Genomic DNA, 14,297 nt, shown 5'->3' with positions numbered 1-14,297 from the left:
AATGTCGGCGGTAATTTTTGCTGCTCGTTAAAACTCTATGAACAGATCATATTACTCCAATTCAATTTCAGACTTTCTTTCGGACAACAACTCCCGGATAATTGGCGAACTAGCAATTAATCATGGTTTCGACCTAGGCGAACTTCAAAAGAATGCTTGGAGGCAACAAATTGAAATTCTGAAAGATCAACTGAACTCAATTAATGGGCATATTTTCTTCGAGTTTGCAATCCCTAGAATGGGGAAAAGAGTTGATAATGTTGTGATCGCAGGGAATTCAATTTTAATCCTTGAATTTAAAATTGGTGAGAAGTCCTATCCTAACCATGCCATTGATCAAGTTTTGGATTATGCTCTCGATCTGAAAAACTTTCATGAGGGCAGTCACGACAAGGATTTGATTCCAATATTAATTTCTTCTAAAGCCAATTCAGTTGACATTGAAATTCAAAAATTTGAAGACTCACTTTTTCAACCGATTCTCTGTAACTCAACTAATATAAGAGCAGCTATTGAACAAATTCGAGAGAACTCTACCGTAATTGATCCTAATATTTGGTCTAACTCAAGATACCAGCCAACACCTACAATTGTAGAAGCAGCTCAGGCTTTATACAAAGGACATAATGTTCAAGAAATTTCTCGCTCTGACTCTGGCGCAATCAACCTTTCCAGAACAAGCGACAGTATTTCTCAAATAATTGAGGATTCTAAAGCCAATAATAAGAAATCCATATGCTTCATAACTGGCGTTCCCGGCGCTGGTAAAACGCTCGCAGGTTTGAATATTGCTAATGAAAGAATGAAAGCAGACGAAAATGAAAATGCTGTCTTTCTTTCAGGGAATGGGCCTCTTGTACAAGTTCTTAGGGAAGCATTGGCTAGAGATGAATCAAGCAATTCTGACATTACAAAAAGAGAAGCATGCCAAAAGGCCAATGCTTTCATTCAAAATATTCATCATTTTAGAGATGAAGCTCTTCTGTCGGATCGTGCTCCAGTTGAGAAAGTAGTTGTATTTGATGAAGCGCAAAGAGCCTGGACTAAAGAGAAATCGTCTTCATTTATGCGACGTAGAGGTAATACTGATTTTGAAATGTCTGAGCCAGATTTTCTAATAAGTATTTTAGACAGACATGATGACTGGTGCACTATCGTTTGCTTAATTGGAGGTGGACAAGAAATTAACACCGGTGAAGCTGGTCTGGAAGAATGGATTTCAGCACTGAAAGCACACTATTCAGAGTGGAACATATATCATTCAGAACTAATAGCAAACAATAATGACTACCTGAAGTCTGATGAGCTAAAAGAATGGATGCATCGAAATTCCAACTCAATGACAGATTTGCATCTAGCAGTTTCTGTAAGATCATTCCGATCAGAAAAAGTATCAGATCTTGTTCACTCAGTTTTAGATGGTAATCTAAAAATTGCTCAAATTCTTCATAATCAGCTAATTCAGGACTACCCAATCAAATTGACACGTGACCTTGACAAAGCCAAAGCATGGATAAGAAGGATTGCTCGTGGAAATGAACGTATTGGATTGATATGCTCGTCAGGAGCCAAGCGGTTAATACCGCTTGGCATTCATGCTAAAAACGAAATTGAACCACCAAACTGGTTCTTAAATCCAAAGGAAGATGTCAGATCTTCTAACTTCCTTGAAGAAGTGGCCACTGAATTCGATATCCAAGGGTTAGAAATAGACTGGGCAATTGTCGCTTGGGATGGAGATCTCTATCATAACTCCGAATGGAATTTCCAGAATTTCAAGGGAACAAAATGGATGAACATAAACAAAGAAATTGATCGAGCCTATAAACTGAACGCTTATAGAGTACTACTTACAAGGGCAAGGCAAGGAATGGTGATTTATATACCAGAAGGCTCTTCAACCGACCCAACACGACCAGCCAACTTCTATGACGGAACATTTAACTTCTTAAAGAAGATTGGAATTAAAGAAATTTAACTAACACCATTGCCTCAATTCTATACCGCACGAACGAAATAGTGGTTTATGAAGACACAAACAATAGCTCCATGCCACGGTTCATGTCCCCACGAACCGAAATAGTGAGTAGGGCCCAATACAATACATTATCCCTTCTACAAATGCTTTATCTTTCCATATGACTCGTTGGATTATAAGCGTATTGTTATTTCACTTATTATCTTCCTGCCAGGCTAAACAAGAAATGAAACCGACCATTGTCATCGGAGGCGGACTGATGGGCAGTGCCACAGCATGGCAGCTCGCTCTGCAAGGGGAATCGGTGATTTTGCTTGAGCAGCAAGACTCCATTTATACCTCAGGATCCAGCTTTGGTGAGTCTCGTATTTCCAGAAGCCTGGGACCTCAAGATGACATCTTTGCATACCTGCAAATCCAGGGGATAAGCGAAACCCAACAGCTTATTGACTTCCTGAATGAGAAGGAGCCGAACGCTCATTCCATGGAAGATATTTACAGAACAAGTCCGGTTACTTATCTTTTTTACCCTAAGACATCTGAGGGTATCGCGGTATTCAACCTTGATAAAGCGGACACCCTGGCTCAGCCATCAGGCGATAGTATTGCATTCGCACCGGATTCCAAGACTGCCAAAAGAAAATTCGGCTTAAACCTGTCTGATTCATTGCAAACAATCCGCGAGTATCGAAAATACTCGGGAACGATAAATCCACGTGCTTTGATTGAAAAGCTGCATAGAGCCATTTCCCTTACCGGAAATGAAGTACGATATAATCGAAAAGTAAAGCAGCTTAAACGAACAGATCAGGGATACCAGCTCGCAATCTTTGATGCTAAGAACCAAACTGAAGTGGTCATAGAAGCTTCAAGGATTGTTGCAGCGGCAGGACCATACAATGGAAGATTGTTAAATGATATCGCTCCAGTCATTGATCAGTTAATCACACCCAAGCGATTGTTTCTGGCTTTCCTCAAGATCAAACCGACTGTTTATAATAGATGGAGTGATGAACAAAAGAGCAAGCTCCTCGCTGGCTACCCGATCATCAAGCTTCACGATGAATTATTCTATTCAATGATTGAGCAATTCGATACAGATGAGGTGCCGATCCTTAAAGTTGGTGGACATTTTAAAAGAGCGCCGATCTCCGATCTGGACAATGTGTGGAAACTGTCATTGTCAAATGAGGAAATGGAATGGAGCATCCATGAAACAATTGAGTACCTTCAAATGAACGATTTCAATCTTCAGAAAGAGGATATTGAATTTCACAGCGGCTATTCGTGTGTGTATTCCCTTACAAAAACCGAAGTTCCTTATGCGGTGAATTTACCTTTCCCTGATGGCTCATTTGACCAGAATGCCGTGCTCGTAGGTGGAATGTCAGGGGTTGGAGCGAAAGGAACCATGACTTATGGACTCCTGGCAGCTAATCTTCTATTAGGGGAAGATGGCCCAAATGACCGAATGTATCAACTGACTAGTAGGGCACTGGGGAATGAACGGCTTCAGGCTGATCTGGATGAACTAAACTCAAAATAGAATTTCTTGATCATCTCATGAATGTTTCGGCCAGCAAACATTCATGATCTCTAATCCGTAGAAAAATGGTATTATGAGAATCATGACCTTACCTTTCGCAACATTATTGTTGACACTTATATCCTGCTCTTCCAACCAAAATCCCACCGAATATGCTAGTGATTACAAAGAAATTGTAACCGATCTTTTTATCCAGGGAAATTGGAATGAGTCTATCAGGATAGCAAGCATCGAGCTTCGAAATCCGAATATTTCCGCTCATGATCAGCTCTTTTACCTTTTAAAGAAGGGAGAAAATTTTCGCTTTAGCGAAAAGTATGATTCAGCGGATGTCTACTTCAATCGTATCTTATCCCACCCTGAGATACATAAATATCCAAATTTCAAAGGTTGGGCGCTATATGGGATTGGTGATCTGAAATATTTAAGCTGGAGCTACTTTAAAGTGGAAGAAGCATTGGATCAAGCTATCCCTTTACTTGACTCGGCAATGTTTTATGCAGAAAAAAGCAAAGATCAGTCGCTAATTTCACAGGTACTTTACCGATCAGGATCAATCTTACAAATTCAGGGAGAAGTAGAAAAGAGTCTGGCTAATTTTAATAGAGGCCTTGAAATATCAATCAATGCAGCTGACACGGCCGGAATTATCAGAAATGATATTCACACAGCTTCAGACCTTGAAGAACTCGGACAGCTAGATTCTGCATTGTTCCATTATAAGCGTGCCTACGAACTAGCTAAAAAGTTAAATAAGAATTACACGGAAGCTCATGCTTTATGTAATCTTGGCCTTTTTTATTTCGATCGCAATGATTTTGAAACAGCAGAAGAATTCTTCAAGCGAGCACAATACATCTCTGAAGAGCTTAATCATGGCATAATCCTTTGCAGAAGCTATTACTACCTGGCGAGGTTGTACACAGCTTTAAATGAAGATGAGCTATCCGAAAAATTCCTTACTAAAGGACTCGAGATAGCCAAGAAGAAAGGATACAAAAACTACGAAAATGCTTTCGCTTCTTTTAGTAGTAATAATTAAATCAAAATGACTCAATCACTCTCCCCTTTACAGATCATTCCTGTTCTTTCTACTGATAATATCAAACGTGACCTGGAATGGTATGAAAAATACACCGGTTTTAAGTATGCGTTTGGCGATGATGGGTACGTAGGACTACAACGGGATAACCTGGAATTTCATTTGCAGTTTCATCATGCAAACGAAGATGATCCGGTCTTCCCTTCAGTGATGAAAATCTTTGTTTCGGACATTCACACGTATGTGGATGAGTTCGTGAAACGTGGCACCATCCAAAAAGAAAAGCTAAGAATGAACACTCCCTGGGGCACACATGAGTTTGGGTTTTACGACCTTAACCGCAACGCTATTTTTATTGTTCAGGATGTGTAGGTCGTCCAACCACTTTGAGTGGTGGAACAACTCATGTATAAAAACAAAAAAAGGCCTCCTTTCGGAAGCCTTAAATATTTTATGCTAGATTCTTGAGTCTATTTATTGCTTGGATAGATAGCCACATCACCCAGCTCTTCCTCAATACGGAGTAGTTGATTGTACTTGGCCATTCGATCGGAACGGGACATTGAGCCCGTCTTGATCTGTCCGGCGTTTGTAGCTACAGCTATATCAGCGATAGTAGCATCCTCCGTCTCACCAGACCTATGAGATACTACGGCTGTCCAGCCAGCCTTGTGTGCCATTTCAATGGCGTCTAAAGTCTCGGAAAGCGTACCGATCTGATTTACTTTAATGAGGATTGAGTTAGCTGCATTTTCTTTGATTGCTTTCTCCAAAAACTTCACGTTGGTCACCAATAGGTCGTCACCTACCAGCTGACATTTGTCTCCGATCTTAGCGGTCACCATTTTCCATCCTTCCCAGTCATTTTCATCACAGCCATCCTCTATGCTATCAATTGGGTATTTACTTACTAATTCCGCCAGGTATTCTGCTTGCTCTGCACTCGATCGCTTAGCTCCATTTGGTCCTTCAAATTTGCTGTAATCGTAAACGCCATTTTCAAAGAACTCAGAAGATGCACAATCCAGTGCGATAGTAACGTCAGAACCTGGCTTATAACCTGCTTTTTTAATAGCAGCCAAAACACTCTCCAAAGCTTCTTCGGTACCTCCTTCAAAGTTTGGTGCAAACCCACCTTCATCTCCTACTGCAGTGCTGAGCCCTTTATCATGAATGATTGCTTTCAGGTTATGAAAAATTTCCCCGCCCATTCTCAGTGCTTCTGTGAATGTAGGTGCTCCAACTGGACGAATCATAAATTCCTGAAAGGCAATTGGAGCATCAGAGTGAGATCCACCATTTATGATATTCATCATTGGTACAGGAAGTGTCTTCGCGTTAGCCCCACCAATATATCGGTACAGCGGAAGCTGGCAAGCATCAGCTCCTGCATGAGCAACAGCAAGGGAAACACCTAGAATTGCATTTGCCCCCAGCTTAGATTTGTTTGGAGTTCCATCAAGCTCAATCATCAACTGATCAATATAAGCTTGCTCTACAACTAACAATCCCTCAATCTCAGGTGCGATAATCTCGTTCACATTATCTACAGCTTTTTGCACCCCTTTGCCCATGTAGCGAGACTTATCACCATCTCGTAGCTCCACAGCCTCATGCTCGCCTGTTGACGCTCCTGAAGGGACGGCAGCTCTTCCTATGTAGCCATCCTCAGTGATTACCTCTACCTCAACGGTAGGGTTACCTCTGGAATCCATGATTTGGCGGGCAAAAACGCTTTCGATAACACTCATTACTTATTGTCTTTTATTAGTTGTATAAAATCGTCAAACAAATATTTTGAATCGTTGGGGCCAGGAGATGATTCCGGATGGTATTGTACAGCAAATGCGGGCTTGTTCTTCAACCGCAGACCTTCTACCGTATTGTGATTCAAGTCAATATGCGTCAACTCAGCAACTTCCGAATTTTTCAAGGCTTCCATCTCCACTGCAAATCCATGATTTTGCGATGTAACTTCACTAAAACCAGAATTTAAATTCTTAACCGGATGGTTAAGGCCTCTATGTCCATGGTGCATCTTGTATGTTGGGATACCAACTGCAAGTGCGAGTATTTGGCTACCCATACAGATTCCAAAAAGTGGCTTATCCTTATCCAAAATTTCTTTAACTGTGTTGGCTGCATAATCCATCACAGCCGGGTCGCCTGGGCCATTGGAAATGAAATACCCATCCGGGTTCCATTTTTCCATTTCTGCGAATGATGTTTTAGCAGGAAACACTCTGCATTGACAATTTCTTTCAATCAGGTTTTTTAGAATCGATTTTTTAATTCCCAGATCCAATACCGCCACTTTGTAGCCATCATTATCTTCACCAAGGTCATAAATTTCTTTCGTTGTGACCTTAGTTGAGAGTTCCAGCGACTCCATACTCGGAATCTTATCGAGTTCCGCCTGAAGCTCTTTATCCTCCAATTCAGAAGATATGATCGCATTCATGGCACCCTTGGTACGTATGTGGCGTACGATTTTTCGTGTATCTACACCTGCGATACCTACCGTATTATGCTTTTCCAGGAATTCCTGAAGTCCTTCAGTGGCACTTGTACGGCTATAAATTCCGGAAAATTCGTTTACGACCAAACCATTAATAGTAGGTGCATCACTTTCTACTTCCGTATCTAACGCGCCGTAATTTCCAATGTGAGAAGTGGTGTTTACAATGATCTGACCAAAATAAGATGGATCCGTGTAGATTTCCTGATAACCAGTCATCCCGGTATTGAAGCAAATCTCTCCTCCAGAGGTTCCTTCTTTACCTATGGAAAATCCTTCGAAAATGGTGCCGTCCTGTAATAATAGGGTTGCTTTCTTACGTGTGGGGTATTTCATACTGGGATGCAAAAATAATATGGATTAGACAATAAAAAAGCCATCAGTCAAATCGACCGATGGCTTTATATTTTTTGAGAGTCTTCAATCTTAATCCTCTTTCTTCTTTTCCTCTTTAGACTCCTCTTTCTTTTCTGTTTCTTCCGCTTTTGCTTCAGTCTCCTCTGCCTTTACTTCTACTTCCTCAGCTTTCTTTTCTTCCTTCACTTCTTCTACTACCTCCGCGGTTGCTTCTTCTTTAACTTCAGCTACATCAGCTTTAGGAGCTTCAGTCTTTGCTTTGCTTTTTCCACCTCTTCTGGATCTTCTTGTCTTCGCTTTCGCTTCACCGCTTTCGCTTAGCATCAACTCATTAAAGTCTACTAACTCCATCATGCACATCTCTGCATTATCACCCAGTCTTGCACCTGTTTTGATGATTCTGGTATACCCGCCTGGTCGGCTAGCTATCTTCTCAGCTACAGTAGAGAAAAGCTCAGTTACAGATTCTTTGTCCTGAAGGTAAGAGAATGCCACTCTTCTTGAGTGCGTATCATCTGTCTTAGACTTGGTAAGAATTGGCTCAATATACTTTCTCAACGCTTTCGCTTTCGCTACAGTCGTATTGATTCTCTTATGCATGATAAGAGAAGAAGCCATATTAGAAAGCATCGCACTTCTGTGAGCGGTCTTTCTACCAAGGTGATTAAATTTCTTTCCGTGTCTCATTATTCTTCCTCCAATTTGTATTTGCCAAGGTCCATACCGAAGGTAAGGCCTTTGTCAGAAACCAATTGCTCTAACTCAGCAAGTGACTTCTTACCGAAGTTTCTAAATTTCATCATGTCAGAAATCTCTAGTGAAACTAAATCACCAAGGGTTCTAACATCAGCTGCTTTCAGGCAGTTGTAAGCTCTAACTGAAAGATCAAGATCATTCAGATTAGTCTTAAGTAGCTTTCTCATGTGAAGCAACTCTTCATCTACCTGCTCTGGCTCACCAGCTTCCTGAGTCTCAAGGATCATATTCTGATCTGAGAACAACATGAAGTGCTGAATCAAAATGTTAGCTGCACCTTTTAGTGCATTTTCAGGGTGAATCGAACCATCCGTTTCGATATCAAGCGTTAACTGCTCATAGTCAGTTTTCTGCTCTACCCTTGTGTTTTCAACGCTGTATTTTACGTTTTTGATTGGCGTGTAAACCGAATCAATAGCGATGAATCCGAAATTTTGTTCTGCAGGCTTATTTTCGTCCGCACCAACATATCCTCTTCCTTTTTCAACAGTAAGTTCGATTTCGAACTTCGCTGATTCGTCAAGATGACAAATCACATGATCAGGATTAAGGATTTCGAATGAAGTAGTTGCTTTTGCTAAATCACCAGCAGTAAGTTTCTTCATGTTAGAAACACTCACAGTGATAGAGTTATCTGCTACATCCTCAATCTTCTTGAATCGAACCATTTTCAGGTTCAGGATCATTTCACTCACATCTTCCACTACTCCTTCGATGGTAGAGAATTCATGCAAAACACCCGGAATTTTCACTCCTGTGATTGCATACCCTTCCAGTGAAGAAAGAAGAATTCTTCTTAACGCATTACCTATTGTAACACCGTATCCCTTTTCCAGAGGTTTGAATGTAAAGAGGCCATGGAAATCATCTGCTTTTTCCATTACCACTTTTTCTGGCATTTGAAATGCTAGGATAGACATATATCTTATTCTTTTGAGTGTTTACTTAGAGTACAATTCGACGATTAGCTGCTCCTTGATATTTTCAGGAATTTCTTCCCTGCTAGGAGAGTTTAGAAACTTACCAGTCATGCTGGCAGAATCCCACTCCAACCAAGAGTAGCTACGAGCATTGGATGCAAGGCTATCGGTAATAGCTTCCAGAGATTTTGACTTCTCTCTCACACCAATGATGTCGTTATTTTTTAATGTATAAGAAGGCACATTTACCAGCTCTCCATTCACAGTTATGTGTTTGTGAGATACCAATTGTCTTGCAGCCCTTCTCGTTGGCGCAATACCCAGTCGGAACACGGTATTATCTAATCTTGCCTCCAACAATTGAAGAAGGACTTCACCGGTAATTCCGCTTTTTCTGGAAGCTTTATCAAAAGCGTTCGCGAATTGACGCTCCAGTACTCCATACGTGTACTTTGCTTTCTGCTTCTCAGCTAGCTGGATCGCGTATTCAGACTGCTTCTTTCTTCTTCCTCTTCCATGCTGACCAGGAGGGTATGCTTTCTTCTGAAGCGCTTTGCTCGCTCCGAAGATTGGCTCTCCAAATCTTCTGGAAATTTTAGTCTTAGGCCCAGTATATCTTGCCATTATCTATAACAATTTTAATATCTTAAACTCTTCTTCTTTTCGGTGGTCTGCATCCATTGTGAGGCAGTGGGGTCACGTCTTTAATCATCGTAACTTCTATACCTGTATTTTGGATGGTTCTGATGGCAGACTCTCTTCCTGATCCAGGACCCTTTACAAATACTTCTACTTTACGAAGGCCTAGGTCATGAGCTTTTTGAGCACATTCCTGAGCGGCTACTTGAGCAGCATATGGAGTGTTCTTTTTAGATCCACGAAAACCCATTTTACCTGCTGAAGCCCAGCTGATAACCTGACCGGTTTCATTGGTCATGGAAATAATGATGTTGTTGAATGATGCTTTGATGTGAGCCTGACCCACAGCACTAACAGCAACAACTCTCTTTTTAGCTTTATCTTTTCTCTTTTGTGCCATCTATCTATTACTTAACAGCTTTCTTCTTATTCGCAACCGTCTTTCTTCTACCTTTTCGAGTTCGAGCATTGTTTTTAGTATGCTGTCCTCTAACAGGAAGTCCTTTTCTATGACGGAGGCCTCTGTAACAACCAATATCCAAAAGTCGCTTAATACTCATCTGAACCTCTCCTTTGAGAACACCTTCTACTTTGTGATTCTCACGAATAATAGTTCTTACACTACCACCCTCATCGTCAGTCCAGTCTTGTACCTTCTTGTTTGGGTCTACTCCGGCTTCAGACAAAATCTTTTGTGCTGATGCTTTACCGATACCAAAAATGTACGTCAAGGCAATCTCGCCTCGTTTGTTATCGGGAATATCTACTCCTGCAACTCTTGCCATAATTATCCTTGTCTTTGTTTAAACTTTGGATTCTTTTTATTGATTACATAAAGCTTCCCTTTCCTCCTAATCACCTTGCAATCAACGCTTCGTTTTTTAACGGATGCTCTTACTTTCATTTCTATTTACTTTTTCAGTCTTAGACTGTTATTTATAGCGATAAACTATTCTTCCTTTTGTTAAATCATATGGCGACATTTCCAACTTTACCTTATCTCCAGGTAAAATCTTGATGTAATGCATTCTCATCTTTCCAGAGATATGCGCGATCACCTCATGACCATTTTCAAGTTCTACTCTAAACATTGCGTTTGACAATGCTTCCACGATCGTTCCGTCTTGTTCTATGGATGCTTGTTTTGCCATTATGCTGCCTGAGTTCTTCCTTTAACTCTACCTGATTTCATCATACCTTCATAGTGCCTCATGAGCAGGTAGCTCTCAATCTGCTGAAGGGTATCAAGAATTACACCCACCATAATCAATAGTGACGTTCCTCCGTAAAACTGAGCAAAGCCCTGATTTACACCTGCAATCATTGCGAATGCAGGAAGGATAGCGATGATCGCAAGGAAAATCGCTCCTGGTAAAGTGATTCTTGAAAGAATATTATCTAGAAAATCACCGGTTTGTTTACCTGGCTTAACGCCTGGCACAAAACCGCCATTTCTTTTCATATCATCTGCAATCTGGTTAGGATTGATTGTGATGGCAGTGTAGAAGAATGTGAATACGATAATCATTATCGCAAAGGTCAAATTGTACTGCCATGAAGTAAAATCTGAAAAGGTAGTACCAATGTAGTTTGCGAAATCGCTCTCTTCTCTCCATAGGCCTGCCAACATAGCTGGAAGGAACATAATGGATTGTGCAAAGATGATCGGCATTACACCAGAAGCATTCACCTTTAATGGAATGTACTGTCTCTGTCCACCGTATACTTTGTTACCGACTACCTGTTTCGCATACTGCACAGGTACTCTTCGTACTGCCTGCACTAATGCTACTGTCACAAGTACAACAAAGAATAATGCTACTAACTCAAGGATGAAAAGCAACATTTCGCTCATCCCTCTGGTGATAGCCTCAGCAGCAATACTTCCAGGGAACCTTGAAATGATCCCAATCATGATGAGCATAGAGATACCATTTCCGATACCTTTATCAGTGATTTTCTCACCAAGCCACATACAAAAGATCGTACCTGAAGTAAGGATGATCACTGAAGTAAACTTGAAAAAGAATGAGTTATCCAGAATGGCTGTTGGCTCGATAGCAGCTGAAACGTAGCTAAAGCCCTGCGCCATACAAATGGCGATTGTTAAAACTCTTGTAAGCTGATTAATTTTCTTCCTTCCGCTATCTCCTTCTTTCTGAAGCTTTTGGAAGTAAGGAACAGCCACTGTCATCAGCTGTAATACAATTGATGCAGAGATATATGGCATGATACCAAGTGCAAACACTGATGCATTACTAAATGCTCCACCTAAGAACGTATCTAGCAATCCAAAAATACCTGACGCTTGTCCGGTAAGCTTGGATGGATCCACTCCTGGAAGTACCACGAAAGAACCAATTCTGAAAATTACCAAAAATCCTATCGTATTTAGGATTCTGGTTCTTAGTTCCTCAATGGAAAATATGTTTCGTATGGTATCTATGAATTTCTTCATTATTCAACTACAGTAATTGATCCACCAGCTTTCTCAATAGCTTCCTGAGCTGTCTTTGAGAATTTGTGTGCTGTAACTTTAAGTCCTGCTTTCAATTCGCCTCTACCCAAAACTTTGATGATATCATTTTTTTGAGCAAGACCGTTTTCAATTAGGATCTCAAGCGTAACTTCTTTTAGTTTTTTCGCTTCACTTAGCTTTTGCAGGTCATCCAGGTTGATTGGTTTAGAAACAACTTTGTTGTTGTTTTTGAAACCAAACTTAGGAACCCTTCTTTGAAGAGGCATCTGTCCTCCTTCAAATCCTGTTTTTCGAGAGTATCCTGATCTAGACTGAGCGCCTTTGTGTCCTCGCGTAGATGTACCACCTCTTCCAGAGCCTTGACCTCTACCGATTCGCTTTCTATTCTTTGTTGAGCCCTCTGCAGGCTTTAATGATTCAAGTCTCATGTTTACAGCTCTTTAACTTCTACTAAGTGATTCACCGTTTTGATCATTCCTTCAATCGAAGGATTTAATTCCTTTTCAACGGACTTATTGATTTTACCAAGACCTAAAGCAACAATTGTTTTTTGTTGGTTTTTAGGACGCTTGATCGTACTTCTCTTCTGTGTGATTAATACTTTTCCCATTGTCTTAGCCATTGAAAACTTTATCTAAAGACACACCTCTTTGCTGAGCTACAGCAAATGGATCTCTCATTTTATTAAGCGCATCAAAAGTTGCTTTCACCACATTATGTGGGTTAGATGATCCTTTTGATTTAGCAAGTACATCATGCACGCCCGCACTCTCCAATACCGCACGCATCGCACCACCGGCAATTACTCCAGTACCAGGAGCAGCTGGCTTAAGAAGCACCAATCCACCCCCGAACTTACCTAATGCATCGTGAGGAACAGTACCTTTAAATACAGGCACTTTCACGAGATTTTTCTTTGCGTCATCGATTCCTTTTGTGATTGCGTCAGTTACCTCGTTTGCTTTACCCAAACCATAACCTACCACACCGTTTCCATCCCCTACAACTACGATAGCTGAGAAACTGAATCGACGACCACCTTTTACTACTTTCGCTACTCTTTTGATCGCAACTACTCGCTCCTGAAGGTCGATTTCACTTGCTTTTATAGATCTTATATTGCTCTGTGACATAATTTCTGTTTCCTTAGAATTTTAAACCTCCCTCTCGAGCACCATCAGCCAAGGACTTAACCCGACCGTGGTATGGATATCCGCCTCTATCAAAAACTACTGATTCGATACCCGCACTTTTTGCATTCTCAGCTAGCTTCTTGCCCACTTCCTTAGCAACCTCTACGTTTAAGTTTTGCTTTCCAAGCTCTTTAGTAGATGCTGATGCTAATGTTTTACCATTTACATCATCAATCAACTGAGCGTATATACCCTTGTTACTTTTGAATACAGAAACTCTAGGTCTCTCTGCTGTACCAGAAATTTTTCTTCTGATACCCAGTCTAAGTCTTTTTCTTCTTGCCGTTTTAGTAATTGCCATGTCTTATTATTTAGCAGCAGTTTTACCAGCTTTTCTTCTAACATGCTCTCCAATAAAGCGGATACCTTTTCCTTTGTATGGCTCCACTTTTCTAAGTGATTTGATTTTTGCTGAAATCTGACCAACTAACTGCTTGTCGATTCCTTCTACAATCACTTTTGGATTTTGTCCTTTAGCTGTTTCAGCAGAAACTTTAATTTCTTCTGGTACAGCGAAATAAATACTGTGAGAATATCCAAGGTTCAGCTCCAATACATTATTCTGCACGGCTGCCTTATAACCTACCCCTACGAGTTCCATCTCCTTCTTGAATCCCGTGTTCACACCTTCAACCATGTTGTTTACCAATGAACGGTAAAGGCCATGTAGGGCTTTATGTCTTTTCTGCTCAGTTGGACGCTCTACGGTCACAACTCCGTCTTCCACCTTAAAGGTGATATCCGGATCAATTTGCTGAGTCAGTTCACCTTTAGGACCTTTTACATTCACTGTATTTTTATCTACAGTAACTGCTACTCCCTCTGGTAAATTTATTGGTGCTTTTCCTATCCTTGACATCTCAATTCTA

Annotated in this window: 19 protein-coding genes; 4 read left to right on the top strand and 15 right to left on the bottom strand. The window is 40.8% G+C overall.

The annotated features are described in order from the left end of the window. Positions 1-37: 37 nt before the first annotated feature. The 4 genes from CHB71_RS10330 to CHB71_RS10315 all read left to right on the top strand — a co-directional run bounded on the left by CHB71_RS10330 (position 38) and on the right by CHB71_RS10315 (position 4,938). Positions 38-1,978, top strand: a complete 1,941-nt coding sequence (locus CHB71_RS10330; protein WP_089356830.1) for a DUF2075 domain-containing protein — start codon at positions 38-40, stop codon at positions 1,976-1,978. Between the two features lie 226 nt (positions 1,979-2,204). Then, positions 2,205-3,524 carry an NAD(P)/FAD-dependent oxidoreductase gene (locus CHB71_RS10325; RefSeq protein ID WP_089356829.1) on the top strand — a complete coding sequence of 440 codons (1,320 nt, stop codon included), beginning with the start codon at positions 2,205-2,207 and terminating at the stop codon, positions 3,522-3,524. Positions 3,525-3,606: 82 nt separating this feature from the next. Then, the gene (locus CHB71_RS10320; RefSeq protein ID WP_221406701.1) at positions 3,607-4,566 is read left to right on the top strand and encodes a tetratricopeptide repeat protein; all 960 of its coding nucleotides are present in this window, start codon (positions 3,607-3,609) and stop codon (positions 4,564-4,566) included. A gap of 6 nt (positions 4,567-4,572) precedes the next feature. Then, on the top strand, positions 4,573-4,938 hold the full coding sequence (locus tag CHB71_RS10315) for a VOC family protein (protein ID WP_089356827.1): 366 nt from the start codon (positions 4,573-4,575) through the stop codon (positions 4,936-4,938). A 98-nt stretch (positions 4,939-5,036) separates the two neighbouring features. On the opposite strand, the gene eno is transcribed toward CHB71_RS10315, so the two are convergent. The 15 genes from eno to rplF form a co-directional block, all read right to left on the bottom strand. Beyond that, positions 5,037-6,317 (bottom strand): phosphopyruvate hydratase, encoded by a 1,281-nt coding sequence (gene eno / locus CHB71_RS10310; RefSeq protein ID WP_089356826.1) that lies wholly within the window; start codon positions 6,315-6,317, stop codon positions 5,037-5,039. Beyond that, a complete protein-coding gene (gene carA / locus CHB71_RS10305; RefSeq protein ID WP_089356825.1) occupies positions 6,317-7,420 on the bottom strand; it encodes a glutamine-hydrolyzing carbamoyl-phosphate synthase small subunit in 1,104 nt (367 codons plus the stop codon). Before carA ends, eno begins: the two co-directional genes overlap by 1 nt. Positions 7,421-7,510: 90 nt before the next feature. Continuing rightward, positions 7,511-8,128 (bottom strand): 50S ribosomal protein L17, encoded by a 618-nt coding sequence (gene rplQ / locus CHB71_RS10300; protein ID WP_089356824.1) that lies wholly within the window; start codon positions 8,126-8,128, stop codon positions 7,511-7,513. After that, positions 8,128-9,117: a DNA-directed RNA polymerase subunit alpha gene (locus tag CHB71_RS10295; RefSeq protein WP_089356823.1), complete on the bottom strand. Its 990-nt coding sequence runs from the start codon at positions 9,115-9,117 to the stop codon at positions 8,128-8,130. The genes rplQ and CHB71_RS10295 overlap by 1 nt, the downstream gene beginning before the upstream one ends. A gap of 21 nt (positions 9,118-9,138) precedes the next feature. Then, complete coding sequence (gene rpsD / locus CHB71_RS10290) at positions 9,139-9,741, bottom strand: 30S ribosomal protein S4 (protein WP_089356822.1); 603 nt, start codon at positions 9,739-9,741, stop codon at positions 9,139-9,141. 22 nt (positions 9,742-9,763) lie between these two features. Continuing rightward, entirely contained in the window at positions 9,764-10,156 is a 393-nt protein-coding gene (gene rpsK / locus CHB71_RS10285) for a 30S ribosomal protein S11 (protein WP_089356821.1), read from the bottom strand. A gap of 7 nt (positions 10,157-10,163) precedes the next feature. After that, on the bottom strand, positions 10,164-10,541 hold the full coding sequence (rpsM, locus tag CHB71_RS10280) for a 30S ribosomal protein S13 (RefSeq protein WP_089356820.1): 378 nt from the start codon (positions 10,539-10,541) through the stop codon (positions 10,164-10,166). 2 nt (positions 10,542-10,543) lie between these two features. Continuing rightward, the gene (gene rpmJ / locus CHB71_RS10275; RefSeq protein ID WP_089356819.1) at positions 10,544-10,660 is read right to left on the bottom strand and encodes a 50S ribosomal protein L36; all 117 of its coding nucleotides are present in this window, start codon (positions 10,658-10,660) and stop codon (positions 10,544-10,546) included. A 28-nt stretch (positions 10,661-10,688) separates the two neighbouring features. Beyond that, complete coding sequence (infA, locus tag CHB71_RS10270) at positions 10,689-10,907, bottom strand: translation initiation factor IF-1 (protein ID WP_089356818.1); 219 nt, start codon at positions 10,905-10,907, stop codon at positions 10,689-10,691. Beyond that, positions 10,907-12,214, bottom strand: a complete 1,308-nt coding sequence (secY, locus tag CHB71_RS10265; protein WP_089356817.1) for a preprotein translocase subunit SecY — start codon at positions 12,212-12,214, stop codon at positions 10,907-10,909. The genes infA and secY overlap by 1 nt, the downstream gene beginning before the upstream one ends. After that, entirely contained in the window at positions 12,214-12,663 is a 450-nt protein-coding gene (rplO, locus tag CHB71_RS10260) for a 50S ribosomal protein L15 (RefSeq protein WP_089356816.1), read from the bottom strand. The genes secY and rplO overlap by 1 nt, the downstream gene beginning before the upstream one ends. Positions 12,664-12,665: 2 nt before the next feature. Further along, positions 12,666-12,845: a 50S ribosomal protein L30 gene (gene rpmD, locus CHB71_RS10255; protein WP_089356995.1), complete on the bottom strand. Its 180-nt coding sequence runs from the start codon at positions 12,843-12,845 to the stop codon at positions 12,666-12,668. Between the two features lie 4 nt (positions 12,846-12,849). After that, a complete protein-coding gene (rpsE, locus tag CHB71_RS10250; RefSeq protein ID WP_089356815.1) occupies positions 12,850-13,368 on the bottom strand; it encodes a 30S ribosomal protein S5 in 519 nt (172 codons plus the stop codon). Positions 13,369-13,381: 13 nt separating this feature from the next. Then, positions 13,382-13,729: a 50S ribosomal protein L18 gene (gene rplR / locus CHB71_RS10245; RefSeq protein WP_089356814.1), complete on the bottom strand. Its 348-nt coding sequence runs from the start codon at positions 13,727-13,729 to the stop codon at positions 13,382-13,384. Between the two features lie 6 nt (positions 13,730-13,735). Beyond that, positions 13,736-14,287 carry a 50S ribosomal protein L6 gene (gene rplF, locus CHB71_RS10240; protein WP_089356813.1) on the bottom strand — a complete coding sequence of 184 codons (552 nt, stop codon included), beginning with the start codon at positions 14,285-14,287 and terminating at the stop codon, positions 13,736-13,738. Between the last annotated feature and the right edge of the window lie 10 nt (positions 14,288-14,297).

The sequence above is a fragment of the Ekhidna lutea genome, assembly GCF_900188325.1.
GTDB lineage: Bacteria > Bacteroidota > Bacteroidia > Cytophagales > Cyclobacteriaceae > Ekhidna > Ekhidna lutea.
This window is presented reverse-complemented; position numbering and strand designations above follow the sequence as displayed.

Excerpts from the sequence above, each read along its gene's own strand:
- eno (WP_089356826.1), bottom strand. The coding sequence starts at position 6,317 with ATGAGTGTTATCGAAAGCGTTTTTGCCCGCCAAATCATGGATTCCAGA.
- CHB71_RS10315 (WP_089356827.1), top strand. The coding sequence starts at position 4,573 with ATGACTCAATCACTCTCCCCTTTACAGATCATTCCTGTTCTTTCTACT.
- rplF (WP_089356813.1), bottom strand. The coding sequence starts at position 14,287 with ATGTCAAGGATAGGAAAAGCACCAATAAATTTACCAGAGGGAGTAGCA.
- CHB71_RS10330 (WP_089356830.1), top strand. The coding sequence starts at position 38 with ATGAACAGATCATATTACTCCAATTCAATTTCAGACTTTCTTTCGGAC.
- carA (WP_089356825.1), bottom strand. The coding sequence starts at position 7,420 with ATGAAATACCCCACACGTAAGAAAGCAACCCTATTATTACAGGACGGC.
- rpsE (WP_089356815.1), bottom strand. The coding sequence starts at position 13,368 with ATGTCACAGAGCAATATAAGATCTATAAAAGCAAGTGAAATCGACCTT.
- CHB71_RS10295 (WP_089356823.1), bottom strand. The coding sequence starts at position 9,117 with ATGTCTATCCTAGCATTTCAAATGCCAGAAAAAGTGGTAATGGAAAAA.
- secY (WP_089356817.1), bottom strand. The coding sequence starts at position 12,214 with ATGAAGAAATTCATAGATACCATACGAAACATATTTTCCATTGAGGAA.
- rpsK (WP_089356821.1), bottom strand. The coding sequence starts at position 10,156 with ATGGCACAAAAGAGAAAAGATAAAGCTAAAAAGAGAGTTGTTGCTGTT.
- infA (WP_089356818.1), bottom strand. The coding sequence starts at position 10,907 with ATGGCAAAACAAGCATCCATAGAACAAGACGGAACGATCGTGGAAGCA.
- rplO (WP_089356816.1), bottom strand. The coding sequence starts at position 12,663 with ATGAGACTTGAATCATTAAAGCCTGCAGAGGGCTCAACAAAGAATAGA.
- CHB71_RS10325 (WP_089356829.1), top strand. The coding sequence starts at position 2,205 with ATGAAACCGACCATTGTCATCGGAGGCGGACTGATGGGCAGTGCCACA.
- CHB71_RS10320 (WP_221406701.1), top strand. The coding sequence starts at position 3,607 with ATGACCTTACCTTTCGCAACATTATTGTTGACACTTATATCCTGCTCT.
- rpsM (WP_089356820.1), bottom strand. The coding sequence starts at position 10,541 with ATGGCAAGAGTTGCAGGAGTAGATATTCCCGATAACAAACGAGGCGAG.
- rplQ (WP_089356824.1), bottom strand. The coding sequence starts at position 8,128 with ATGAGACACGGAAAGAAATTTAATCACCTTGGTAGAAAGACCGCTCAC.
- rpmD (WP_089356995.1), bottom strand. The coding sequence starts at position 12,845 with ATGGGAAAAGTATTAATCACACAGAAGAGAAGTACGATCAAGCGTCCT.
- rplR (WP_089356814.1), bottom strand. The coding sequence starts at position 13,729 with ATGGCAATTACTAAAACGGCAAGAAGAAAAAGACTTAGACTGGGTATC.
- rpmJ (WP_089356819.1), bottom strand. The coding sequence starts at position 10,660 with ATGAAAGTAAGAGCATCCGTTAAAAAACGAAGCGTTGATTGCAAGGTG.
- rpsD (WP_089356822.1), bottom strand. The coding sequence starts at position 9,741 with ATGGCAAGATATACTGGGCCTAAGACTAAAATTTCCAGAAGATTTGGA.